This is a genomic window from Rhizobium sp. LjRoot30, assembly GCF_964253915.1.
Taxonomy (GTDB): domain Bacteria; phylum Pseudomonadota; class Alphaproteobacteria; order Rhizobiales; family Rhizobiaceae; genus Metarhizobium.
The window spans coordinates 110,375-134,634 of record NZ_CAXUSG020000006.1; the positions used below are offsets into that span (position 1 = coordinate 110,375).

A 24,260-nucleotide genomic window follows, 5' to 3' on the forward strand; every position below is an offset into this window, starting at 1 on the left:
AGGGAGCCTGGCTCTATTTCCAGGCACAAAGTGGAGGAAGAAAAAATGAAATCTCTAAAACTCTTCGCGCTCGCCGCCTTGGCGTCCGTCGCGATCTACAGTGGTGCGCAGGCAGCCGACAGCTACAAGTTCGCCGTCGTTCCGAAGGCGATGAACAACCCGTTCTTCGACTTGACGCGGGATGGCTGCGTCGCCGAAGCCGCCAAGCTCGGCAATGTCGAATGCATCTATATCGGCCCGGTCGAGCATGAGCCGGCCACCCAGGCGCAGATCATCGACGACCTGATCACCCAGGGCGTGGACGGGCTGGCGATCTCGGTTTCCGATATCGCCGCCGCATCGACGGTGATCGACAAGGCGGTCGCGGCTGGCATCGTCGTCATCACCTTCGATTCCGATGCGCCTGATTCCAAGCGCTCTGCCTATGTCGGCACCAACAACAAGGATTTCGGCAAGGCGCTCGGCGAAGAACTGCTGAAGCTGAAGCCGGAAGGCGGCACCTACGGCCTGATCTCGGGCGGCGCGGCTGCACCGAACCTTGCCGAGCGTGTCGATGGCGTTCGCGAAGCGCTGACCGGCTCCAAGTGGACGGAAGTTTCCGGCTCGCCGACCTTCTCCAACGACGACATCGCGCTTGCCGTGCAGCAGGCTTCCGACCTGAAGACCGCCAACCCGGATATCGGCGCAATCGTGCCGGTGGGCGGCTGGCCGCTGTTTGCTCCGGACGGCTGGAAAAACTTCGTCGAGCCGCTGAAGGCAGACGTCGATTCCAAGAAGCTGGCACTCGTCGCCGCCGACACGCTGCCGGTCGAACTGCAGCTCTTGAAGGACGGTTACGTTCACGTGCTCGTCGGCCAGCGTCCGCACGAGATGGGTGAAGTCGCCATGCAGACCCTGCTGAAGCTCAAGAAGGGCGAAAAGGTCGACGAGATCATCTACACCGGCCTCGACCGCGTCACGACCGAAAACGTCGGCGGCTTCCTGAAATAAGCAGACCGCCTGCCATCAGAGGCGCAGCAACGTCTGGAAAGGTGTTGCTGCGCCACGCTAAAGACAGGCAACGGTGATCTCTACGCCGTCATCCTCGGCCTTGAGCCGAGGATCTGAGCACGTCGGATACAATCCCTCATCGTCGATGACTCGGTTTGGCGCAGGCAGATCCTCGGGACGAGCCCGAGGATGACGGAAGAGCGAGGTCTTCCACTGTTGTCGGCTGTCCAGGCGCAGCAACATTCGGTGATCTTTTGCTGCGCTTTTTCTTTGAATGCGCGCCCGGAAACCGTCGGGCAGAGATCGACGCACATCAGCATTGCACTACATGCATATACAAATGATTTGATATTCAAACTATTTTGATGCTAAGTCATTTCATGCTGCTCAAAGATCTCCCCCTGCGCGCCCGTTTCGGACTGCAATTCTCGTTGTTTGCCCGCCAGTGGCGCCGTGTCATCTACAAGAAGCTGGAAGCGTCCGGCCTGACGGATGCCACGTGGTCGCCGCTGGTGCATCTTGCCGCGCATGGCGACGGCATCACCCAGAAGGAGCTTGCCGCCCTGGTCGGCATCGACGGTTCGACGCTGGTGCGACTGCTGGACATCCTTGCCGACAAGGACTTGATCGAACGCCGCACCGACGAAACCGACAGGCGGGCAAAAAAGATCTATTTGACGGAAGCAGGGCGCGCCGCCGTGCGGGACATCCGCATCGAACTCAACAGGACGGAAGCCGAATTCCTGGCCGGGATTTCGGATCAGGAACTCGCTTTGGTGCTCGACGTGCTAACCCGGGTGGCACCGCATCTCGATCAGGCGGAGCACGATCTGTGACCTGGAGCGAACGATCCGCCCGCTGGGATTTCTTGCCCGCCCGCTTTCCCTTCGCGCTGCGCACCGCCCTCGGCGGCTGCCTGGCCTTGCTGATTGCCTGGGCAATCGGCCTCGAACACCCGCAATGGTCGGCGATGACGGTGTTCGCCGCCGCCCAGCCGGTGCGCAACATGCTGGTGGAGAAGAGTTTTTTCCGCGCGCTCGGCACCGTCGCCGGCGTGCTCGTCGGCATATGCCTCATCGTCGGCGCCGGGCAGGATACATGGCTGCTGGTGGTTGGCCTGGCGCTCTGGGTCAGTCTTTGCGCCGGCCTCGGCAATGTTTTGCGCGGGTTTGTTTCTTATGGTGCAATCCTTGCCGGGTATTCCGCCGCGATGGTCGCCCTGCTGGAAACGGCGCATCCGGGGCATCTCTGGGCGCTTGGTCTTGACCGCGCCCTGACGGTTCTCGTCGGCGTGGCGACCGGCGTCATCGTCGCCATGATCTTTCTGCCGAAAGAAACGGAGGCCGAAATCGCCGGCAAAACGCGGCGGCTCACCGCCCGCGTGCTGCGGGCCATGGCCGATTTCGCCCGCGACGGCCAGCCCCCGGCAGCCGACATCAAGGCGAGCCTGCTGGCCGAGATGGCGGAGATCGACGAGGGCATCGACCCGCACGGCGCCGGCTCGCTGGCCTCGCGCCAATCCGCCCGCGCCCTGCGCGCCGTCATCGCCGCCCAGGTTTCCGCCGTCGTCCATCTGAGCACGGCCCGGTCCGTGTCCCTCGGCAACACGCTGGCAGAGATTTTCGACCGCGCCGGCGAGGCGCTGGAAAGCGCCGATATCGCAGCAGCGACCGTGGCGCTGGAGCAGGCCGCCCGGCTTGCCGACGGTCACCCCGGATTGCGCGAGATCCTGCAGCGCCAGGCGGCGGCATTGCGGAACTGGAGCGGGCGCGACCTCTTCGATCCCGATCATACTGCCGCACTGCGCGAGGAACGCGACCGGCTGCTGCATGCGGTCGTCCTGCACCGGGATTGGGTCGGCGCACGCCAGGCCGCACTCCGGGCATTCGGGGTCATGATGCTCGTCGGCCTCGGCTGGGTGGCGACGGGCTGGCATGCGGGGCCTTACGTGCTGCTGGGCACTTCGGTGATGATTTCCTTGTTCTCCACCTTCGAAAACCCGGCCTTCATGATGCGCAATGTGCTGGCCGGTCAGCTTGCCGGCGCCGTTGCCGCGTTGATCTGCCGCTGGCTGGTCTGGCCCTTCGCCCCATCCGAGATCTGGCTGGTCTTGCTGATCATGCCGTTCATCTTTAGCGGGGTGCTGCCGATTTCGCACCGGCGCACCATGCTCGGCGGCACCGATTACATCATGATCCTGCTCCTGCTGTCGCAACCGGCCTATCCGCTCAGCGGCACTTTCTCCGCCTCGCTTTCCATCGCGGCTGCGGTGGTGGTTGCCCCTGCCATCGCCTTGCTGGCCTACCGGCTGGTGTTCCCGACCGATGCCCGGCGTCGGCTAGAGACGCTGATTGCCATGATGGTGCGGGAAATCGGCAGCATCGCCGCCGCGCCGGATGCCGTAGAGCACCGGCCCGTCTGGCGTGCCCGCCTGTATCACCGGCTGCTGCGGCTTGTGCGGCTGGCGCAGACGTCGGGCGAACGGAGGTTTTCGCCCGCCGATGGCGGCCTGGCGGTTCATGCGCTCGGGCTGGCGGCAATTTCCATGCATGCCCAGGCCGAAGACGCTTCGCTGCCGGCAGGCGCCAGGCGCGGCATCCGCCTGGCCCTGCGCCGGCTTGAACGAATTGCCGAGCAGCCGGAACAGGTTCCCGCCGCACTTCTGCGGGCCGCGGGCCGGCTGGAGCGGGCAGGGGCGGGCAATGGTGAGGTGGTGCGTGCTGCAGCAGACGCGATGATGCGCAACCGGGCATTCTTCGAGCGGGCCGGAAAGGGCCGGCCAATGCTCCTGACCCGGCTGGCCCTGCTGTGATCTGCGATGCGGGGTTCGGGTGCGTAAGGGTGCCGCAAGCCCGGCGTGAGAAATTGGGGGCAAGAATTTTGAATAGCTGTCACCTGCCGATCGATTAAAGATCGGTTAACGAAGCGGCTCTGCGGAGTCGCCGAAAACTTCGATGTTCGGGACGCCTTCATGCAGAATTCCATGCTCGTTGTCTTTCTGGCTGCCACCTTGCTGACCAGCGCCGTTTCCGCCAATGCCGCCAGTGAAACCTCGAAATGGATGCAGCCCGGACCAGCCACCACGGTTCCCATCGGCCACTACAATTTCTGCAAGTCGCATCCGCTGGAATGCCTGCGCCAGCCGGACCAGGCCAGCACTACCACCGTTTCCGCACAGGATTCCCTGGCGATGATCGATGCTGTCAATCGTGAGGTCAATGCCGCGATCAAGCCGGTGCTGGATATCAAGCTCTACGGCCAGCAGGAATTCTGGACCTATCCGACAACCGCCGGCGACTGCGAGGATTTTGCCCTGCTCAAGCGCCGCAAGCTGATCGAAAAAGGCTTGCCGGCCGGTGCCTTGCTGCTGACGACCGTGAAGAAGGCCGATGGCGAAGGCCATGCCGTGCTGACCGTGCATCTCGATACCGGCGATTTCATCCTCGACAATCTCGACAACAGCGTCAAACTCTGGACGCAGACGCCGTACACATTCGTCAAGCGGCAGGCGGCAGCCGATCCGGCACAATGGCTCAGCCTCGGGGAAACCCCAATCGCTGTCTCCGCGGCCGTCGCCAAGTGAGCCTCTGCCGGCACCGGCGACATGTCCGGCGGCGGCGCTGATATAGCAACCAGTATGATTTTCGTCATCGGTGGCCGGGCCTCGTCTTGCCACGGTGAAAATTCTTCCGCGTAAATCGATCTCGACATGCCGGGCCGGGAGGGCCCGGTTGCCGCACCATGCTCTGTGCAGGGCATCGGACGACAGGAGGAGGGACGAGGATGGCGCTGCAGATTCACTTGCTCGATTATGGCGATATCGAACTGGAAACCAGTTTTCTGGTGCTCGGCCTGGAATGCGGCCGGATTCGCCGGGTGCCGGTCTACGGCTTCCTGATCCTCGGCGGAAAATACCCGATCGTCGTCGACACCGGCTACCGCGACAATGCGATCATGGAAAGCCTGGGCATGCGCGGGCTGCAGTTCCACGATAACCTGATCCAGAACCAGCTCGCCAGGCATGGGGTGAAACCGGGTGACGTTCGTTACGTGGTCCACACTCATCTGCATATCGACCATGCCGGCAAGGACGACATCTTCCCGATGAACACCACGGTGGTGGTCAATCGGCGGGAGATGGAGTGCTCCGTCTCCGGGCTGATGCATCCGCAATATCCGAAACCCGATATCCAGCATCTCATCGAGCGCATCCACACCCGCGATGCCATGCGTTTCCTCGATCTGGAGATCACCGGCGCCGAAGAGATCATTCCCGGCGTCTGGTGCGAGCCGGCCAATGCCCACACTGAAGGCTCAGCCAATGTGATCGTCGAAACGGCCGATGGCCTCGCCTGCATCTGCGGCGACGTCATCTACGATTTCAACGACCAGATCGTCTCGGATCGCTGGCGGGTCAATGATATGGAACCGCGCGTCACCGGCAACCACGCCGGCTCGAAACGGGCGGAAAAGGGCGCGATCAAGAAGTTGCTCAACAATTATCGCTACCTGCTGCCGATCCACACGCCGCCGGCGATGATCGAAAACGGCCACGTGGTGGCGAGGCTCGGCATGAGCGTACCCGGACCGATCGTGCAAACCGTGCCGGTGCCGCAATGGCGGCCGGTATAGAGCAATTCCAGCAAAAGTGCGTAGCGGTTTTGCGTCCGAAATTGCGTAGAAACAAAAGGATAGAGCGTTTTCGCGTTTCGGAGAAAGGTGGAAACGCTTCAGACTGACGAACAACTGCGGCGGCGCGAAAAACCCGCCGCAGATGTCTTATCGGCGCAGCGACCCGAAAATCAGTGCCGCGATATCGAAATGCCCCGCCGGCTGCGGGCAATCGGGGTCATCGATGTCGGGCAGCTTGCTGTCGGTCACCAGGTGCGCCTGGCCGTGAACCTGCGACCAGACAAGCCCCTCCAGCGCCCTTCGCTCCGCATCGTCCTTCAAGCCCATGGATTGCGCCGCCGGCGCGCAGATCTCCACCAGTTGCGCATAACCGAGAGCCGCCTGCTCCTTGAGAACCTGATCCGTCCAATCGAGCAGGTTCTGCGTGAACATCAGCCGGAACAGGGCGGGATGCGCCCGCGCATAGGCAAGATAACCGCGCGCCGCCGCCCGCATCTGCTCTTCCGGCGTATCGGCAGCCGCCGCCCGCTCGTCCGCCATGGACCGGGTGAACAGCTCGAACCCCTTCGTCGCCATGGCATTCATCAGGTGCCGCAGGGTGGGGAAGTGGTGCTCGGGTGCTGCATGCGACACGCCGACGCGCGCCGCGACCTTGCGCAGCGACAGGCCCTCCAGCCCGTGCTCCTCGATCTGCTCCAGCGCTGCCGTCAGCAGCGCGTTGCGCAGGTCGCCGTGGTGATAGGATTTTTTTCTTGGCATGGGATGTCGAATTCTTTCCGCAATATCGGCAACAAGAATAATCTTGACGGCGACAAGATCAAGTCTCATATTGCAATCCTGACGCTGTCAAGATTGGGAGATCGCCATGACATTCGATCAGCTTTTCCAGATTGCGGGCACAACGGCTATGACGGGATGGGTCATGCTGCTCGTCCTGCCGCGCTGGCCCTCAGTGATTATCGCCTTGCGTTACGGGATCGTCGGCGCGCTGTCGGTCACCTATGCCGTATTGATCATGCTGTTTTTCTTCGGCATCGAAGGCGGCGGCTTCAATTCCATCGCTGAAGTGCGCGCCCTGTTTCTCTCAGACGGCGGACTGCTCGCCGGCTGGATTCATTATCTCGCCTTCGACCTCTTCGTCGGCATCTGGATCGCGAGGAAGGCAGACCAGGTCGGCATGAGCCGGCTGCTGCAGGCACCCATCCTGCTTGCGACCTTCATGTTCGGGCCGGTCGGGCTGCTGATGTACCTCGCCAGCCGCGCCACGCTGTTTGCCGCTCCCTCCACCGCAAGGACCTGAGCCGATGTCTTTCCTTCAAACGGACTTTTCCCAGGCCGGATTTATCGCCGCGCGTGAGCGCTCGCCGGCCGATACGGCCCGCACCATCCTGCTTCTCGCCATCGGCCTGCAGATTGCCTTCATGTTGCCGAGCGCCATCGCCTATTTCCTGGACCAACGGCAGATCGATGGCGTCAGCGTCTGGAGTAAGCCGCTGAAATTCGAACTGTCGATCATCATCACCGTGGCCACCGTCGTGATACTGCTGCCGTTGCTGGATGCGGCAAAGCGGGCGAGCCGTGCGGTGCGCTGGTCGAGCCATGTCATCGCCATCGCCGCAACGCTGGAGATCGCCTACATCGTGGTGCAGGCGGCACGCGGACGCGCCTCGCATTTCAACACCGAAACGCCGGCCGAAAGCGTGGCCTACAGCCTGATGGGCATCGGCGCCGTATCGATCGTCGTCGGCTGTTTTGTGGTGGGATGGGTTATCTGGCGCTCCGGGCGCCGCGATGCCGGCATCGGCCTGCGGCTGGGGGCGGCTTCGGGCCTGATGATCGGCGCCGTGCTGACGGTAATCACCGCCGGGATATTGTCGAGCGGCGCGCTGGCGGAGCCCGGTCATTGGGTCGGCGGCGTGCGCAGCGATGCCGAGGGCCTGTTCCTCGTCGGCTGGTCCCGCAGCGGCGGCGACCTCCGCGTCCCGCATTTTTTCGCCACGCACCTGATGCAGGCCCTGCCGCTGCTCGGGCTGATGCTCGACCGTTTTTCGCCGGAGAGGGCACGCCTGGGGATCTGGCTCGGAACGTTTGCCGGAATGGCAGTCGTTGCCGCGACCTTCGTTCAGGCCGCCAGCGGCAATCCGTTCCTCTGACCGGTCATCCCGGCCCAGCGCCGGGCTTTGCCTTTCGGCGGCGGCGCAGCCGTCATTCGGTTTCTTCGGCCGTTTCCCATCCGGCCATGTCGTCTTCGGCGCATTCTTCCGGCGACATGGTTTCGAAATCCGGGTCCTGCCAGTAGATCTGCGCCATCTCCTCGGCATAATAGCGCACCGGCGTGCCGTCCTCGAAATGGACGATCCCGGCCTGTGTCAGCATATGCGCGACGAAACGCTGCTGGAACTCTTCTTCCGACATGGCATGCCTCCTGCGTGAGCGGCAGTTATACAGCCAACCCGGCAGGGACGGTAGCAAGGCAATCGCCCGGCGCTTGGAAAAGTCGTGCAAAAAGACCGTTGAAGATCGGCGCGCGGATCGCCATCTTACGCCCATGAGAAAACCCAAGGAGGACGTTATGACGACATCGACCGAACGGGCAGTGCTGGCCGGCGGCTGCTTCTGGGGCATGCAGGATCTGATTCGCCGCTATCCGGGCGTCGTCTCGACCCGGGTCGGCTACAGCGGCGGCGACGTGCCGAACGCCACCTACCGCAACCACGGCACCCATGCGGAAGCCATCGAAGTCATCTTCGACCGTGAAAAGACCAGCTATCGCGACATTCTGGAACTGTTCTTCCAAATCCACGACCCGACGACGCCGAACCGCCAGGGCAACGATATCGGCCTGAGCTACCGCTCGGCGATCTACTATGAAGACGACACCCAGAAGCGCGTCGCCGAAGAGACCATCGCCGATGTCGATGCATCCGGCCTGTGGCCGGGCAAGGTGGTGACGGAAGTCGAGCCGGTGGGCGATTTCTGGCAGGCGGAGCCGGAGCACCAGGATTATCTGGAGCGCTATCCGAACGGCTATACATGCCATTTCCCGCGCCCGAACTGGAAGCTGCCGAAGCGCGCCGCAGCGGCTGCCGCGGAATAATCCTCCGCCATCAACATCGCCACTCCATCTGGCCCGGGCACGACATCGTGTCCGGGCTTTTGCTTGTTCAGGCAGGCAGATCAGTGCGCCCCGGCATGCGGCGCGCCTTCGGAGGCGGAGCGGCGAACGAAGAGCGCCGCGATGACGCCGGCGATCGAGATGAGCGCGCCGCAGAAGAAGGCGGCGCGGATACCGGCGGTCAGCGCCGCCGCTCCATCCCCGGCAGTCGCCCCGGCCTGCATGGTCATGATCGCGACGAACAGCGCCGTGCCGGCCGCCCCCGCCACCTGCTGCGTCGTGCCGACCATGGCGCTGCCGTGCGAATAGAGGTTCGGTGGCAGCGAACCGAGGCTGACGGTGAAGAGCGGCGTGAACATCAGGGCCAGCGCGATGCTGAACAGGATGTGGGCGGCAAGCAGCAGCCAGACCGGCGTATCCGTCTGCAGCAACAGCGTCAGCATCCACATGACGACGGCAAACAGCAGTGCGCCGGGAATGACCAGCGGCCTTGGCCCGAACCGATCGTAAAGCCCGCCGACGGAAGGAGCGCACAGGCCCATGATCAGGCCGCCCGGCAGCAGCAGCAAGCCGGTCTGCAGCGTCGACAGGCCGAGGACGTTCTGCATGTAGATCGGCAGCAGGATGAAGGTCCCGAACATCGCCAGCATCAGGATCGACATCAGCACGGTGGCAATGGTGAAGGTGCCTGTCGCCAGCGTGCGCAGGTCGAGAAGCGCGCGTTCCTGCTTTTGCAGTTGCAACTGTCGCAGAACGAAGACCGCCACCACCGCCATACCGATACAGAGCGGAATCCACGGCGAGACCTGCGGCGGATGCAGCGCCATTTCCCCCAGACCGCTCAGCCCGTAAACGAAACCACCGAACCCGATGGCGGAAAGAATGACGGAGAGCACATCGATGGGCGCCTTCGTCGGCTCCGTGACATTTTCGATCTTCGCGGCACCAAGCGCCAGCGCGGCCACGGCAATCGGCAGCACGGCGATGAACAGCCAGCGCCAGTCCAGCATCGACAGGATGAAGCCTGAAAGCGTCGGGCCGATGGCCGGCGCCACGGAAATGACGATGGAGATATTGCCCATGGTCTTGCCGCGCGTTTCCGGCGGCACGAGGTTCATCACCGTGGTCATCAGGAGCGGGATCATGATCGCCGTGCCGGATGCCTGCACGATGCGACCGACGACGAGCACGGCAAATCCCGGCGCCAGCGACGAGAGCAGCGTTCCGGCACAGAACAGGCTCATCGCCAGGATGAACACCGGCCGGGTATTCAGCCGCTGTAGCAGATAACCGGTCACCGGGATGACGACGGCCATGGTCAGCATGAAGGCCGTCGTCAGCCATTGGGCCGCACTGGCACTGATGCCAAGATCGGTCATGAGGTGCGGCAGCGCCACACCCATGATGGTTTCGTTGAGGATCACCACGAAGGTGGAGACCAGCAGCAGGCCGATGACCAGCCGGTTGCGGGCGCGGTGATCGGCAGACGCGGCGTGCGGCATCGCATCGGCGGGCAAGTCACTGGTCGGCAAGGATTGTTCTGTGGTCATGAAAGTACCCGGTTCGCGTTCGACATCATGCTGTTCATCAACAAGACGAACCGGCATTGCTGGCTCCGACAGTTCTGGAAAATTATTCAGCAAATCACGGCTGGCGCTTGCGGACGATCAGTCCTTCCGCGGCTCCAGCGTTTGCATGTAGCGTTGCAATTCATGTTCGAGCCGCTTCCGCCCGCTGCCCGCCTCGCGCGCGACACGCTGGAGATAGCTGACCATCATCGTGGAAATGCGCATGTTGCGGTTGATGTAGCAGATCGTATGGCCGACCGATACGTTGATGCCCCGGGCGCAGACGATGGTCACCTCATGCCCATCGGCGATGGGAAAATCGTAACCGGCGATCTCGACATGGATATCGCCTTCCTCCCGGCGCAGCGAAAAATCCATGGTCGGCACGCCGCGCGCCGAAGTTCGATGCCGGTCGACCTCGTAAACGACGCCCTTGTAGTGCCAGAAGGTATAGTGGGCGAAGCGATCGCTGAGAGGCGCGGCATCATCGGGCCGCGTCACCGCGGATGCGATGCGCTTCCACGCCCATTTCAGACGGGCCGGCAGGCCTTGCCGCGCAAGACCGTCCCCGTCGCTGTAGTGATGATGCTCCGTCATGCCGCGCCACTGATGTTTCCCTGAGCCTCTATTTAGGAATGAAACGCGGCAAGGGAAGGGCAGCCCACACAGCAGCCGATGTCACCAGACCAGACCGCGCGCGGCGATGTCTTCCACCCGCGTGACGATGCCGTTGCGGTGGAACACCATCGTATCGAACATGTTGGTCACCACGCATGTGTGGTTCGGGATGATGCGGATCGTCGCGCCGATGCCGGGAAAAGTGTCGTTGCAGGCGGAAATGTCGAGCACGCCGTGCTCCTCCGACAGCCCCTTGATCACTGCCTGCGGATGGCCGACGACGAGGCCGAAATCCTGAAAGCCGAACAGATCTGGCGTCAGCGTCTTGGCGCCGGCATCGATCACTGCGCGGCCGGGGGCCGGGCGGGCAACTACCGTCGCCAGCACATGCATGGCGCAATCCGCTTCGGTGCAATGGCCGGCCTTGAGCATGCCGCGGTCGTTGAAGACATAGGTGCCGGCGCGGTGCTCGGTCGCCGCCGGAACCAGATGGGCGTCGAAAAGGCTGGGCGTGCCGGCATTGCTGACGATGGGGCAGGCGATGCCGGCCTGCTGCAGCAGCGCGATGCTTTCGGTGAGAAACGCCTGCACGGCGGAAGCCGCACCCGGCTTGGGATAATTGGCGAGACCGCCAAAATTCAGGCCGGGCAACTCGACGATCAGACGGGCGAGTTCAAGAACCTCCTGCGGCGTCTGCACGCCGCAGCGCCCGGCGCCGGTATCACATTCGACCAGCACGGCGAGCGGCTTCTGCCCGGCAAAGCGGCGGGAGAGGCCTTCCACCGTTTCGCGGCTGTCGGCCACCACCTTCAGGCTGGAGAGGCGCTCGTTCAGCGCAGCCAGCCGGTCGAGCTTCTGGGCGCCGTGGATGTTGTAGGTGATGAGGATGTCGTCGAAACCGGCATCGGCAAAGACTTCCGCTTCGCTCACCTTCTGGCAATTGATGCCGCGCGCGCCGGCCGCCACCTGTGCGGCGGCAATCGAGGGCAGTTTGTGCGTCTTGATATGCGGGCGGAAGGCGAGGCCGTGTTCATCCATATAGCTTTGAATACGGGCGATGTTCGCCGCCATTACGTCCTCGTCGATGACCGGTCGTGGCGTCGCGATATCGGCGATCCGGTCGCCGACCTTGGGGAGCATTTCATATGGACGGGCGTGCAGCATGATCTATGCTCCGGCTGGGTTTGGACGGGCGGGAGAATCCCCCACGGTTGCGGGAGGATTTGCCGAGCGCCGTCCGGCTGTCAATCGACCATCGCAACGAAAAGGGAAGGACCGCTTCATGAGCATCAAACGTTATGGGACCGGACAGACGGGCGCCGGCGGCAAGCCGCTGCCCTTCGCCCGCGCCGTGGAGGCCGATGGCTGGCTCTACGTCTCCGGTCAGGTGGCGATGGAAAACGGCGAGATCATCGACGGCAACATCATCGCCCAGACACACAAGACCATCGCCAACCTGCTCGCCATCCTCAAGGAAGCGGATTACGGGCCGGAACACATCGTCCGCGTCGGCGTCTGGCTGGACGACCCCCGCGATTTCTGGACCTTCAACAAGATCTATCAGGATTATTTCGGTGCCCATCCGCCGGCGCGCTCCTGTGTCCAGTCCTCGATGATGGTGGATTGCAAGGTGGAAATCGACTGCGTCGCCTACAAACCGAAAAGCGCTTGAACCCGCATTTTCGTTCTGCCGATCTTTTTTGAAATCCATTTGACTAAATCCGCAGCCGGTGTCAATCTCGCTCCAATCCAAGGGACGGGTGACATGACGTTGCGGGGAACCAATCAGGAATCGGGACGGCCTTACAATCGCCGGATCGTGCTTGAAGCGATCCGGCTGAACGGCCCGACGACCCGTGGCGAGATCGCCAAGCGTGTCGGGCTGACCGTCCAGACCGTCTCCACCATCGTCCGCGAACTGGAGGAGCAGGCCTATATCCTCTCCACCCGCGAGGAGCCGAAGGGCAGGGGCATTCCGCCCTCGACGCTCAGCATCAATCCCGAAGGCGGTTATACCATCGGCATACACCTGACCCCGCTCGGCATCGATGCGGCACTGGTCAACCTGCGCGGCGACATCGTCGAGCGGGCGATGCGCAAGGCGCCGAATGTTGCGCCGGACGATGCCTTTGCCCTGATCGGCGAGCTGGTGACGGAAATGCGGGCGACGCGGGCAGAGAGCCGCATGCTCGGCGCCGGCATGGCGCTGCCGGGACCGTTCGGCGTCGAATCCATGAGTTTTGTCGGCCCGACGACGATGAGCGGCTGGAAGAACGTCGATATTCGTGCGCGACTGGCGGAAGCGGCCGGCCTGCCGGCCTTCATCGAAACCGATACGGCCTCTGCCGCGCTCGGCGAGCAGCTTTACGGCCTGGGCCTACAGCTTTCCGATTATTATTACCTCTATTTCGGCGTCGGCCTCGGCGGCACCATGGTGCATGAGGGCGCGGTGATGCGTGGCGCCTGGGGCAATGCCAGCGAAATCGGCCATATTCCGGCCGTGCTCGACGGCGAGCCTTGCCCCTGCGGCAATCGCGGCTGCCTGGAACGCTATCTCTCGCTCGAGGCCTTCAACCGGCGCGGCGTTTCGGAGGCGGAATGGGTGGCGGAAATCGCGCCGATCTTCCGCAATGCCGTCCGCACCATCGAAAACCTCTTCGACCCGCAGACCATCGTGCTCGGCGGCCTGGCGCCGCTGGCGCTGATCGAGCAGCTGGTCGCCGCCAATACCGACCTGCCGAATTCCGTTGCCGCCCGCAGCAACCGCACGCAGCCGCGCATCGTCGTCGCCAGCGATTGCGAGCAATCGGTGCTGCGCGGCGCCGCAGCGCTTGCCGTGTCCGGCGTGCTGTCGCCCCGCTTCGGACAGATGTTTTCGACCGCCGACGAGAAAGGCATTGCCGCATGAGAGAGCCGCTTCTGGTCCTCGACAATATCCGCAAGAATTTCGGCGCCATCGAAGCGCTGAAAGGCATTACCTTTTCCATCGGCAAGGGTGAGGTCGTGGCGCTTCTGGGCGACAACGGCGCCGGCAAGTCGACGCTGGTGAAGATCATCTCCGGCGGCTTGCAGCCGAGTTCCGGCCGCATGCTGTTCGAAGGCGAGGATTTTCAGGCGAAGACACCGGCGGAAGCCAAGGATGCCGGCATCGAGACGGTCTACCAGGACCTGTCGCTGTGCACCAATGTCGATGTGGTCGCCAACTTCTTCATGGGCCGCGAGATCACCCGCAAGATTCTCGGCGTGCCTTTCCTCGACGAAAAGGCGATGGAAACGGTGGTGCAGAAGGCGCTCGCCAATGCCGGCACCCGCATCCCCTCGCTGCGCACCAAGGTCGAGCACCTCTCCGGCGGCCAGCGCCAGGCGATCGAGCTCAACCGCTTCGTCCATTGGGGCGGCAAGCTGGTGCTGCTCGACGAACCTTTTGCCGCGCTTGGCGTCGAGCAGACGCGCCGCGGCCTCGACATGATCCGCCAGGTCGCCGACCAGGGCATCGGCGTCGTCATCATCACCCATATCATGCAGCAGGCCTTCCAGGTCGCCGACCGCATCGTCGTCATCCGCCAGGGTGTCGTCGCCGGCGACGTGGAGCGGGCGAAAACCAGTCCAGACGCGGTGATCGAAATGATCACCGGACAAAACCTCGCCGGCGCCGGACCGGCAGGCCAATAATCAAAGAGGGTCCGGCGCAAAACAGGAGAGAACGCTATGAAGCGAATAGTTTTAGCCGTGATGGCCGTCTTGGCCCTCGGCTTGTCGATGTTGACACCCGCCTTCGCGCAATCGAAGGGCGTCGTCTATTACCTCGTGCCGACCCTGCTCGACGAGTTCCAGACCGGCTCGGTCAGCGCCCTTGAGATGTTCCTCAAGCAGACCGGCTACGAGATGAAGACGCTCAACGCCGATAACAAGACCGATGCGCAGCAGTCGCAGATGAACGACGTCATCGCGCTGAAGCCGGCCGCGATCATCCTTGCCGCCGTCGATTTCAACGCGCTGAAGCCTTCGATTGAAGCAGCGCGTGCCGCCGGCATCCCGGTGGTCGAATTCGACCGCCAGATCACCTCGACGGTTTCGGATTTCACCTCGGTCGCCGGCACCATCGAGATCGGTTATGTCGCCGCCGAACAGGCCGAAGCCCTGCTCAAGGCCAAGCATGGCGACGTCAAGGGCAAGGTGCTGCAGGTTCTCGGCGATCCGGGCGATCCCTACACGCTCGACATCCAGAAGGGTTTCGAGGAGAAGATGAAGGCGTTTCCGGGCGTGACCATTGTCTCCGTTCCGGCCATGCAGTGGGAAGCCAGCAATGCCGGCACCATCGTTGCCGACCAGATGCTCGCCAATCCCGATATCGACCTGATCTTCAGCCATGCCGCCCATCTTTCGGTTGCCGCCGTCGCTTCGCTCGAAGCCGCCGGCAAGAAGCCGGGCGACGTGATGATGATGAGCTCGAACGGCGCGCCCGTCGGCCTCGACCTGATCCGCAAGGGCTGGCTGAACGTCGAAGTGGAGCAGCCGCTCTACGCACAGGCCGCCGCCGTCGCCATCTTCATGGACAAGATTGCCGGCAAGCAGGAGATCAAGGCCGGCGAATATGACGTCCTCGGCCTCAAGGGCACGGTGACGATCGAAGCCTGGGGTCCGAACATCAAGATCCCCGGTGCCGCCATCAGCAAGGATAACGTTGACGACCCGGCCTTCTGGGGCAACCTGAAGCCGCCGACAGCGGAAGTGAAGTCCGTACCGTAAGGACCCTGCCCCTTCTCCCCCGCGGGGAGAAGGTCCCGGCAGGGGGATGAGGGGGCGCCCCGCGGCAAAACCTGTCCGTTGGCCTCCCCCTCATCCGAGCCTGCGGACCACCTTCTCCCCATGGAGGAGAAGGGGAGAGCCACGTCACGCCTCATGCGATCGCCCTGCCATGTGCGGGGAGCGCGCGATCGGAAACACGACGCTTTTTTGCCAACCAAACTATTCAAACCGGAACAGCCGCATGACACCACGTACGCGCAAAACCCTGGAATTCGTGCTCGACAATCTCGTCTGGTTCATGCTGCTTTTCGTGCTGATCGTCTTTTCGGCGCTGATCCCGAACTATTTCCAGCTCGGTATCTTCGCCAATATCATCGAGGCCTCCAGCGTTCTCGGCGTCATGTCCATCGGGCTGTCGCTGGTGATCATCGCCGGGCACATGGACCTGTCGGTCGAATCCGTCGCCGCCCTTTCGGCGATGGCGGTCGGCGTGTTGTTCTGCTCGGCCGGCATCGGCCTCGGGATAAAACTGTCGCCGGAATGGCTGATGGTGCCGGCGTCGCTGCTGGTGGCGCTCACCGTCGGCGGACTGATCGGCCTGTTCAACGGCTTCCTGATCGTCAAGCTGAAGATGAACGCCTTCATCATCACGCTTGCCTCCTATATCTGGGTGCGCGGCGTCGTGCTTGCCGTGTCCGGCGGCCGGTCGGCGCAGGATCTGGCCCCCGCCATCCGCTGGTTCGCCATCCAGCGCCTGCTCGGCATTCCGCTGACCGCCTGGATCGCCATCCTTTGCTTCGTCGCCTTTTCCGTGATGATGGCCAAGACGCGTTTCGGCCGCCACCTGATGATGATCGGCGGCAACGAGACCGCCACCTTCCGCGCCGGCATCCGCGTCACCCGCAACCTGATCATCGCCTTCGTGCTGGCGGGCGCCATCGCCGGGCTGTCCGGCTGGCTGCTCGCCATCCGCACCTCCGGCGCCACCGCCAATCTCGGCGTCGGCCTGCTGTTCAACGCCTTTGCCGCCGTCGTTATCGGCGGCGTCAGCCTCAAGGGCGGCATTGGTGCATTGCCCGGCGTCTATGCCGGCGTGCTCTTGCTCTCCTCCATCAACACGGCGATAAACCTGATGGGCTTGCCGGCGAACTTCACCCAGGTGATCCATGGATTCCTGGTCCTGGCCGCCGTGCTTCTCGATACCTTCAAGCAACGACTGCGTCAGAGGCTCGCATGATAGGACGACTGGAAAACAAGGTAGCGCTGGTCATCGGCGGCGCCCGCGGCATCGGCAAGGCAACGGCGAAGCGGTTTCACGAAGAAGGGGCAAAGCTGGTCATCGCCGATTTCGAAGCGGAAGGCGGCAAATTCGCAGCCGACGAATTCGACGCGCCGTTCATCCGCACCGACATCTCGCAGATGGCCGACGCGGAAGCGGCGGTGGCGCTGGCGCTAAAACATTACGGCCGGCTGGACATCATCCTGCAAAATGCCGGCGTCTATCCCTGGCAGCTGATCGAGGACACCTCCCCGGAAGACTGGGACCAGGTGATGGCGGTCAACCTGCGCGGCTCCTTCAACGCCGCCCGCGCCGCACTGACGCCGATGAAGCAGCAGCATTACGGCCGCATCCTCTTCACCTCGTCGATCACCGGGCCGCATGTCACCAGCCCCGGCCACGGGCATTATTCCGCCACCAAGGCCGGCATCAACGGCTTCATCCGCGCCGCGGCGCTGGAATTTGCGGGATACGGGATAACGGTCAACGGCGTCGAGCCGGGGAACATCCTGACGGAAGCGATGCAGCTGCACCGCGGCCCGGCCTTCATCAAGAACATGGAGGATGCCATTCCGCTCGGCCGGCTGGGCAGCCCGCGGGATGTCGCCAATGCCTTCCTCTTCCTCGCGTCGGACGAGGCGGCCTACATTACCGGCACCACCATCGTCGTCGACGGCGGCCAGCTTCTGCCCGAAGGCAGCAATTTCCGTCTTCAGCCTCCGTGAGCCAAATGGAAGGACCCGCTCCGCCCTGAGAGCGAAGCGGGGTTAATCCTTAGAGCGCCGGCTGCTTGGTCTTGCGCAGGTAGGGCAGGACGGTATCGAAGCTGCCGAAACGCTCGGTAGCCTCGTCGTTGGAAACCGCTGCGGTGATGATGACGTCGTCGCCCTGCTGCCAGTTCGCCGGCGTCGCCACCTTGTGGGCGGCGGTCAGCTGCATCGAGTCGAGGGCGCGGATGATTTCCGCGAAATTGCGGCCGGTGGTCATCGGGTAGGTGAGGATCAGCTTGATCTTCTTGTCCGGGCCGATGACGTAGACCGAGCGAACAGTCGCGTTGTCGGCGGGCGTGCGGCCTTCCGAGCTGGAACCGGCTTCTGCCGGCAGCATGTCGTATAGCTTGGCGACCTGGAGGTCGCGGTCGCCGATCAGCGGATATTCGACGTCGAAGCCGGTGGCGACCTTGATGTCGTTCTTCCACTTGCCATGGCTTTCCACCGGATCGACGGAAATGCCGATCACCTTGGTGTTGCGGCTGCGGAACTCACCTTCGACGCCGGCCATGGCGCCAAGCTCGGTGGTGCAAACCGGCGTGAAATTCTTCGGGTGGGAAAACAGGATCGCCCATCCATCGCCGATCCATTCGTGGAAATTGATGGTTCCCTGCGTCGTCTCGGCAGTAAAATCGGGTGCGGTTTCGTTGATGCGCAGGCTCATGGCTGACCTCTCTCGTTTATGCTTCTGTCGCCGGAAGGATATCGGAAAGCCCCCGTCTATTGAGCGAAAAAACTTCGCGCAGGGGCGCAACTCTTGAACGATAATCGCGAGTTATGGGGATTTTATAAAATGCCATACCCTTGCCCGTCGAAGCCTCTGCTGGCGAGCAAACCCGGCGTCAGGGCAAGCGGCTGCGGATCATCGCATAATAAGGCGACAGCGCCGGCATGGCTTGCGAGAGCTGATCCAGCAGCGGATCGGATGTCGACAGCGTGCCTTCGTATTTTGCCGACAGGAACCGCTGGTGTTCTGCGAGATCTTCGGCCGAGGGCCGGTTCCGCAAGACGGTGAATACGGGTGAGGGCTCGGTCCGGCCCTTGACGGTGATGCGGTCGAGTTCGACGGTGCAATAGGCTTCGCTAACCTGCCGGGCCGTCTCTTCGCCGATGAGCAAGGCCAGTCCGACATTTTTCGATTCGCCCTCCAGCCGCGAGGCCAGGTTGACGGAATCGCCGAGCGCCGAATAATCGAAGCGGCTCGACGAACCCATATTGCCGACGACGCAATCGCCGGTGTTGACGCCGATGCCGATCCGCAGGCCGTAAGGTTCTTCGCCACGCGCCGCCAGCTCCAGCCGCAATTCTTCGTTGAAACGATCCATGGCGTCCAGCATCTGCAGCGATGCCTGCACCGCATGGACGGCATGCTCCCGGTCATCGAGCGGCGCGTTCCAGAAGGCCATGACGCAATCGCCGATATATTTGTCGATGGTGCCGCCGCAGGCGAGAATTTCCTCCGAAAGCGGCGTCAACAGCCGGTTGATCAGCGTCGTCAGCTGCTGCGGATCGTTTTTCATCCGCTCGGCGATGGTGGTAAAACCGCGCACGTCGCAAAACAGAATGGAGAGCGTCCGGGTGTCGCCACCGAGCTTGAGCTGCGTCGGGTCGCCGGCAAGGCGCTCGACCATGGCCGGAGAAAGGTACTGCGAGAAGGCGCGGATGATCTGCTTGCGGCTGCGGCGCTCGGCGGCATAATCGAAACCGGCCTGGCCGATCACGACCATCAGGAACGCGACCGAAGGGCCAACGGGGGAGGCGAAGACCTGGCCCAGCCGGATCGCCGCATAACTGCCGGCAACGAACAGCGTTACGACAAGAAGGCCGGCGACAGCGGTCCACCAGGTGGTGTCGCGATAGACCGCCAGACTGCCGGCAAGGGCGCCGAACAGCACCAGCAGCAACGTCACCGTCACGCCCGCGTGGCGGATGGACAGGCCATTGACGAGATTGTCGAGGATCGTCGCCTGCACCTCGACGCCGGCCGTCAACCGCCCTGTATGGACGGTAAACGGCGTTGCGAACGTATCGGGCGCGCCGGCCTTGACGTCCGGCGCCGTCTGCAGGCTGAGGCCGACGAGAACGATGCGGTCGCGGAAATAATCCGGCGGCAGGAAATTTTTCGGATCGAGGCCCTGGTAGTAGGAAACCGTCGGATAGGTTCGCGCCGGTCCGAAGGACTGCATCATGGTGTTGCCGCCGGGCTGCGGCACGGAAAACCCGGCCGCCCGGGCGGTCTCGGCCGCAAAACTGTCGTCGTAATGCGGCATCTCACGGAGCACGCCGTCGCCGTCGAGACCGACGGAGGCGATACCCACCCGGGCGCCGGCATCGATGAAACGCGGCAGCGGCTCGGTGCGCACCAGCTGGTCGGCCTGCGGCGTGGTGATCAGCGTCTCGTCGCCGGCGAGCACGACATCGGGACCGAGCGCCGCCTGCAGGGCATCGTCGTTTTCAGGCGCTGCCGCCGGTTCGGAGAAGATGATGTCGAGGCCGATGGCCTTGGCGCCGGCGGCGCGCAACTGCTCGATCAGCCGCGCATGCAGCGCCCTTGGCCACGGCCATTGATGCTGGATCTCGCCGAGCGACGGCTCGTCGATCGCCACGATCACTGGCCCTTTCTCCGGCAGCGGCGGATTGTCGAGCGTCGTCAGGTAATCGTAGCTGCGCAGCTCGATCAGTGACCACGGCGAGGTAAAGGCGAGTGCCGAAACGATAGCCACGGTCGCGACGAAAAGCACCGCCAGCTCGATCAACCGGTAACGCCGCCGCGTGCTCGGCGCGGCCCGCTCGGCGGAGCGAAAGATCGCAACCATCAGAAGCGGACTTTGAGGGAGCCCATATAGGTGCGGCCCCATCCGGGAATGAAGGTCGAGACCAGGAAATCCTCGTCGAGCAGGTTATAGACGGCGAGGTTGACGGCAAAGCGCTTGTCCAGCGGCTCCCATTCGAGCTTGGCGTCCACCGTCCAGTAGCCGTCGAGCTTCGTTCCCACGTCGTCGCCCTGGCGCTTGCCGGTGTAATTTGCGGCAAGCGTGGTCTTCAGGTTGTTGGTGTTGACCCAGGTGAGCGCCACCTGTCCGGCGGTTTCGGGAACATAGGGCAGGCCCTGGCCATAACCGAAACTGCCACGATCCTGGTTTTCCGAATCGGCATAGACGGCTGTTGCCGAAATCCCGAACCCATAGTCGAGCGCCAGGTTGGCCGTGACGCTGACGCGGTCGATACGGCCCTTTTCCAGATCGATGGTGTTGGTCGTCAACGGAATGTCGATCGACATATTGTGCATCTGCTGGTGCTGGAAATCGACCGCCGTGAAGAAACGATCGTTCCACTCCGCTTCCCAGCGGGCGGCAAACGTGTCGGTGTAGCCATCGAAGCCCAGTTGCTGCTGGTTCGATTGCATGCCGACCATGCCGATCGGCGCCAGCGTCGGAATGTTGAGGTCAAACCCTTCGCGCAGGATGCCGGCACGCAGCCAGTGCCCTTCCGCCGGCGACCAGGCAGCCCCCACACGCGGCTCCAGCCGCGACACCTGCACGGTATCGCCATCGAGATAGCGGCCGAAGAGCGCACCTTCGAATTTCAGGTCGGGCGTGACCTCGTAGAGCGCATCGACATAGGCGCGGCCGACGGTGATCTTGTCTTCGGCTTCGTTGAAGGTGACATCGGGTGGACCACCATTGAAGTCAGCGAGGATCTGGCTCCGCTGGCTGTGTATATCCATGCGCCCGCCTTCTATACCGTACCGCCACACCAGATCGTCGCCGTTGCCGACTGTATGGTTCAGCGCACCGACGATATTTTTCTGTGTATCCAGGCCATCGTTGACGCTGAAGGGCACAGTTTCGAAGACGCCGATCTCCCGGCTGTCCTTCTTGATATCGCCATAAAAGACGGCCGCGTTCAGATTATTCTGGTAGCCGAATGAATGGCTCCAAGCCAGACCGGCATTGGTGGAATCCTGATTGTAGAGGCTGCTCACACCAACCAAAACAGGAAATCCCAGCCCGAAGTCGATGAAAAGCGGCGAAACGACGCTCTGCTCGGATTTGCTGCGCGAAAAGAAGCCGACCACATGGTCGTCCGGTGTCGGTGAGGCGGACACATATGCCGTGCCGCTCTTGATGTCGGTCTCGCTGACGAAACCGCCGTCCAGACCTTCGAACACGCGGGTATCCGGATTGGTCTCGAATTTCGCCGTGCCGTAGAAACTGACCGGGAAGGGCGTGTTGCTGTAGCCCTGCAGTTCGGCTTCCTTGACGCGACCATCCTTTCCTTCGCCATCCGGCCGCGTCAGCGTGCCGCCGATCGATCCTTCCAGGAAGGGGCGCCGCAGCAGATTGGCGGTGCGCGACCGTCCCGTCAGCATATGCGGATCGAGCATCAGCCCTTGCATGAACGAAGAAAAGCTGGCGCTATTGTCGGAATAGGCGGCCGTATTGTCTTCGTAGCCGAACCTGTTGGAGTACGGATTGGGACTGCCGCGCAACGTCTGGTCGATGTAGCTGCTGCCGGCGAACGGATCGAAGACGACGTCGCCGTAATATTGCCCCCAGGCATTCAGCCCCTGCAGGCGAAACGCGTTGTTGAGCGTCGAGCCGGCATCCTGGTTGGCGCTCAGCGCACCGTAATCGCCGCCGCGGGCGCGCGCCCGGCGCAAGAATTCCTGCGCATAGCGGATGGCGCCTTCGGCATCGTAATCGTCGATGGCAATCGCCGTCCGGACGGACGAGACGACGGGATCGTTCGCATCGAGGCGGTCGGCATTGTCGATCGCCTGGGCGGCGGCATCGCGGTTGCCGGTCTCGTAATGGACGGCAGCCAGCATGAGCTGCGCCTGGGAATAGCCGGGATTGGCGGTGGAGCCGGCGAGAAGGTCGCTCATCGCCTTGTCCATTTCGCCTGTCTGCATGTAGTAGCGGCCGCGGGCGATCAAGGCGAGATCGAAGGAGGGATCCGCCGCCATGGCGATATCGATTTCTTTCTTCGCCTCCTTCACCCGTCCCTGGTCGAGATAGAGGATCGACAGGTTGATGTGCGAGATCGGGTCCTGGGGGTCGAGTTCGATGGACGTCTTCAACGCCTCTTCGGCCTTGCGATTATCGCCGATGGCCGAAAGCGCAAGGCCCAATGAATTCCACGCCGAAGTCGACCCCGGCGCCACCACCAGGGCGGCATTCAGGTCGGCAATCGCGCCCTTCAGATCCGCCTCGTAACCCACCTTGTAGTGCGCCCGCGCCTCAAGCGCCAAAGGATGTGTCGGATCGAGGGAGAGGGCGCGGTTGGTCGCGTCCATGATCTGCTCGCGGTCGTCGATCAGCAGGGCAAACTGCGCCCGCGCCGCCGGCAAGGTCGGATCGTCGGGGAAGCGCTGCTCCGCCTTCTTGAGGATATCGACGGCTGCCCGGATATCCTTCAGGAAGCCGGCCGTCCAGGCTTCCGCCAACGCGCCGTAAGGCCCGGCATAAGAAGCCGGCGGCTGCTCGACACGATTGGGATCGCGCAGCGAACGGGCATAATAACCGCCATATTGCGCAATCGCCCGGCGTTGCGGGTCGAGACCCGAAGCCGCGAGGCGGAACAGTTTTGCGGCATCGTCATAACGGCGTTCAGAGCCGGCGATCAGGCCGGAGATCAGCGCCGCCCTTGCCCGCTGCTGCCCGTTCAAGCCACGCGCTTCCGCCTCCGCCAGGGCGGTTTCGGCATCGCGGCGACCGTTCAGGGTCATGCCGATCTCCGCCAGCGTCAGCCAGTCTTCCGCCGACCGCGCCTGCGGCGCCGTCGCTTCGATCCGCTGCTTTTCGGCGCTCATGCCACGCACGGGCAGCGGCGAAGCCGGCATCCAGCCGAAGGAATCGCGCAATTGCAGGTAAAACAGCATCTGCTCGCGATCCTTGGGATCGACGATCACCACCTTCTGCGGCGCCTGGCCGATGGCGGCCACCGCTGCCTCGCCCTGCGCCACCTGCACGCTGCCCTGGGCGTTCTTCAGTTCGACCAGCCCTTCGAGCACGATCAGCGATGTCTTGCCGCTGGCATCCACCGTCAGCGTCCAGTCGGTGCCGCGGATCGCGGCGGTCGCGGCAGGCGTATCCACGGCCAGCCCCTGGCCGCCGCGCTCGGCGCGCGCCCAGATGGTGCCGGATTGCAGTTCAAGGCCGGTTTCGGCGCTGCCGCCGTTCATGTTCTTGACCAGCAGCGACGTGTTGCGGGCGAGGCGCACCTGCGTGCGGTCGGAAAACAGCACTGCGAGCTGGCCGGTGGCATTGGTGCGCAGCACGTCGCCGGCGAGCAGGCTCTGCTGCAGGTCGACATATTGCCAGTTGCTGATATCGACGAAGCGCACTTCTTCGCCGGACTTGCGGGCGATGACGGCGCCTGCGGCAGGCTGCGCGCGCTCGACCGGCTCCGCCATGGCGGGCAGTGCCAGGCACAATGCCACTCCCGCAAGCAAAACTCTCGCCCAGTGCGACCGCATCACCACCCCCAGTAGATCATTGGTCATCACTGAAGAGAGGGGCCGGAAAAGTCAATAA

The 24,260-nt window shown here is 63.2% G+C and carries 22 protein-coding genes; 14 read left to right on the forward strand and 8 right to left on the reverse strand.

Features of this window, described 5'->3' with window-relative positions; all coding sequences use genetic code 11:
• The first annotated feature begins 45 nt into the window (after positions 1–45).
• The 5 genes from ACSQ3I_RS14120 to ACSQ3I_RS14140 all read left to right on the forward strand — a co-directional run bounded on the left by ACSQ3I_RS14120 (position 46) and on the right by ACSQ3I_RS14140 (position 5,622).
• The gene (locus tag ACSQ3I_RS14120; protein WP_435999859.1) at positions 46–990 is read left to right on the forward strand and encodes a sugar-binding protein; all 945 of its coding nucleotides are present in this window, start codon (positions 46–48) and stop codon (positions 988–990) included.
• Between the two features lie 380 nt (positions 991–1,370).
• Positions 1,371–1,826, forward strand: a complete 456-nt coding sequence (locus ACSQ3I_RS14125) for a MarR family winged helix-turn-helix transcriptional regulator (protein WP_435999861.1) — start codon at positions 1,371–1,373, stop codon at positions 1,824–1,826.
• Positions 1,823–3,802 (forward strand): FUSC family protein, encoded by a 1,980-nt coding sequence (locus tag ACSQ3I_RS14130; protein ID WP_435999863.1) that lies wholly within the window; start codon positions 1,823–1,825, stop codon positions 3,800–3,802. Before ACSQ3I_RS14125 ends, ACSQ3I_RS14130 begins: the two co-directional genes overlap by 4 nt.
• Positions 3,803–3,961: 159 nt before the next feature.
• Positions 3,962–4,573: a transglutaminase-like cysteine peptidase gene (locus ACSQ3I_RS14135; RefSeq protein ID WP_435999865.1), complete on the forward strand. Its 612-nt coding sequence runs from the start codon at positions 3,962–3,964 to the stop codon at positions 4,571–4,573.
• A gap of 200 nt (positions 4,574–4,773) precedes the next feature.
• On the forward strand, positions 4,774–5,622 hold the full coding sequence (locus ACSQ3I_RS14140) for an MBL fold metallo-hydrolase (protein WP_435999867.1): 849 nt from the start codon (positions 4,774–4,776) through the stop codon (positions 5,620–5,622).
• A 147-nt stretch (positions 5,623–5,769) separates the two neighbouring features.
• Here ACSQ3I_RS14140 and ACSQ3I_RS14145 read toward each other — a convergent pair whose 3' ends face one another.
• Positions 5,770–6,450: a TetR/AcrR family transcriptional regulator gene (locus ACSQ3I_RS14145; RefSeq protein ID WP_435999869.1), complete on the reverse strand. Its 681-nt coding sequence runs from the start codon at positions 6,448–6,450 to the stop codon at positions 5,770–5,772.
• Positions 6,451–6,487: 37 nt separating this feature from the next.
• Between ACSQ3I_RS14145 and ACSQ3I_RS14150 the strand changes: the two genes are divergently transcribed.
• Both ACSQ3I_RS14150 and ACSQ3I_RS14155 read left to right on the forward strand, forming a co-directional pair.
• The gene (locus ACSQ3I_RS14150) at positions 6,488–6,922 is read left to right on the forward strand and encodes an ABA4-like family protein (RefSeq protein ID WP_435999870.1); all 435 of its coding nucleotides are present in this window, start codon (positions 6,488–6,490) and stop codon (positions 6,920–6,922) included.
• Between the two features lie 4 nt (positions 6,923–6,926).
• Positions 6,927–7,775 (forward strand): hypothetical protein, encoded by an 849-nt coding sequence (locus ACSQ3I_RS14155; RefSeq protein WP_435999872.1) that lies wholly within the window; start codon positions 6,927–6,929, stop codon positions 7,773–7,775.
• Between the two features lie 52 nt (positions 7,776–7,827).
• Here ACSQ3I_RS14155 and ACSQ3I_RS14160 read toward each other — a convergent pair whose 3' ends face one another.
• Complete coding sequence (locus ACSQ3I_RS14160) at positions 7,828–8,037, reverse strand: hypothetical protein (protein ID WP_435999874.1); 210 nt, start codon at positions 8,035–8,037, stop codon at positions 7,828–7,830.
• Positions 8,038–8,194: 157 nt separating this feature from the next.
• On the opposite strand from ACSQ3I_RS14160, the gene msrA reads away from it, so the two are divergent.
• Positions 8,195–8,719, forward strand: coding sequence for a peptide-methionine (S)-S-oxide reductase MsrA (msrA, locus tag ACSQ3I_RS14165; RefSeq protein WP_435999875.1), 525 nt, complete (start codon positions 8,195–8,197; stop codon positions 8,717–8,719).
• Between the two features lie 80 nt (positions 8,720–8,799).
• Here msrA and ACSQ3I_RS14170 read toward each other — a convergent pair whose 3' ends face one another.
• From ACSQ3I_RS14170 to ACSQ3I_RS14180, 3 genes are all read right to left on the reverse strand, one after another.
• On the reverse strand, positions 8,800–10,287 hold the full coding sequence (locus ACSQ3I_RS14170) for a DHA2 family efflux MFS transporter permease subunit (protein ID WP_435999877.1): 1,488 nt from the start codon (positions 10,285–10,287) through the stop codon (positions 8,800–8,802).
• Between the two features lie 117 nt (positions 10,288–10,404).
• The gene (locus tag ACSQ3I_RS14175) at positions 10,405–10,902 is read right to left on the reverse strand and encodes a hypothetical protein (protein WP_435999879.1); all 498 of its coding nucleotides are present in this window, start codon (positions 10,900–10,902) and stop codon (positions 10,405–10,407) included.
• 81 nt (positions 10,903–10,983) lie between these two features.
• On the reverse strand, positions 10,984–12,084 hold the full coding sequence (locus ACSQ3I_RS14180) for an alanine racemase (RefSeq protein ID WP_436000225.1): 1,101 nt from the start codon (positions 12,082–12,084) through the stop codon (positions 10,984–10,986).
• 121 nt (positions 12,085–12,205) lie between these two features.
• Between ACSQ3I_RS14180 and ACSQ3I_RS14185 the strand changes: the two genes are divergently transcribed.
• The 6 genes from ACSQ3I_RS14185 (at position 12,206) to ACSQ3I_RS14210 (ending at position 17,676) form a co-directional block, all read left to right on the forward strand.
• Positions 12,206–12,595 (forward strand): RidA family protein, encoded by a 390-nt coding sequence (locus tag ACSQ3I_RS14185; protein WP_435999881.1) that lies wholly within the window; start codon positions 12,206–12,208, stop codon positions 12,593–12,595.
• A gap of 93 nt (positions 12,596–12,688) precedes the next feature.
• Complete coding sequence (locus ACSQ3I_RS14190; RefSeq protein ID WP_435999883.1) at positions 12,689–13,831, forward strand: ROK family transcriptional regulator; 1,143 nt, start codon at positions 12,689–12,691, stop codon at positions 13,829–13,831.
• Positions 13,828–14,595 (forward strand): ATP-binding cassette domain-containing protein, encoded by a 768-nt coding sequence (locus ACSQ3I_RS14195; RefSeq protein WP_435999885.1) that lies wholly within the window; start codon positions 13,828–13,830, stop codon positions 14,593–14,595. The genes ACSQ3I_RS14190 and ACSQ3I_RS14195 overlap by 4 nt, the downstream gene beginning before the upstream one ends.
• Positions 14,596–14,631: 36 nt before the next feature.
• The gene (locus ACSQ3I_RS14200) at positions 14,632–15,672 is read left to right on the forward strand and encodes a sugar ABC transporter substrate-binding protein (protein WP_435999887.1); all 1,041 of its coding nucleotides are present in this window, start codon (positions 14,632–14,634) and stop codon (positions 15,670–15,672) included.
• Between the two features lie 241 nt (positions 15,673–15,913).
• Complete coding sequence (locus ACSQ3I_RS14205; RefSeq protein ID WP_435999889.1) at positions 15,914–16,909, forward strand: ABC transporter permease; 996 nt, start codon at positions 15,914–15,916, stop codon at positions 16,907–16,909.
• Entirely contained in the window at positions 16,906–17,676 is a 771-nt protein-coding gene (locus ACSQ3I_RS14210; protein ID WP_435999891.1) for an SDR family NAD(P)-dependent oxidoreductase, read from the forward strand. Before ACSQ3I_RS14205 ends, ACSQ3I_RS14210 begins: the two co-directional genes overlap by 4 nt.
• A gap of 49 nt (positions 17,677–17,725) precedes the next feature.
• Here ACSQ3I_RS14210 and ACSQ3I_RS14215 read toward each other — a convergent pair whose 3' ends face one another.
• The 3 genes from ACSQ3I_RS14215 to ACSQ3I_RS14225 form a co-directional block, all read right to left on the reverse strand.
• Entirely contained in the window at positions 17,726–18,385 is a 660-nt protein-coding gene (locus tag ACSQ3I_RS14215) for a peroxiredoxin (RefSeq protein ID WP_435999893.1), read from the reverse strand.
• Positions 18,386–18,563: 178 nt separating this feature from the next.
• Complete coding sequence (locus ACSQ3I_RS14220; RefSeq protein WP_435999895.1) at positions 18,564–20,537, reverse strand: CHASE2 domain-containing protein; 1,974 nt, start codon at positions 20,535–20,537, stop codon at positions 18,564–18,566.
• Positions 20,537–24,202 (reverse strand): FecR domain-containing protein, encoded by a 3,666-nt coding sequence (locus tag ACSQ3I_RS14225; protein WP_436000227.1) that lies wholly within the window; start codon positions 24,200–24,202, stop codon positions 20,537–20,539. Before ACSQ3I_RS14225 ends, ACSQ3I_RS14220 begins: the two co-directional genes overlap by 1 nt.
• Positions 24,203–24,260: the final 58 nt, after the last annotated feature.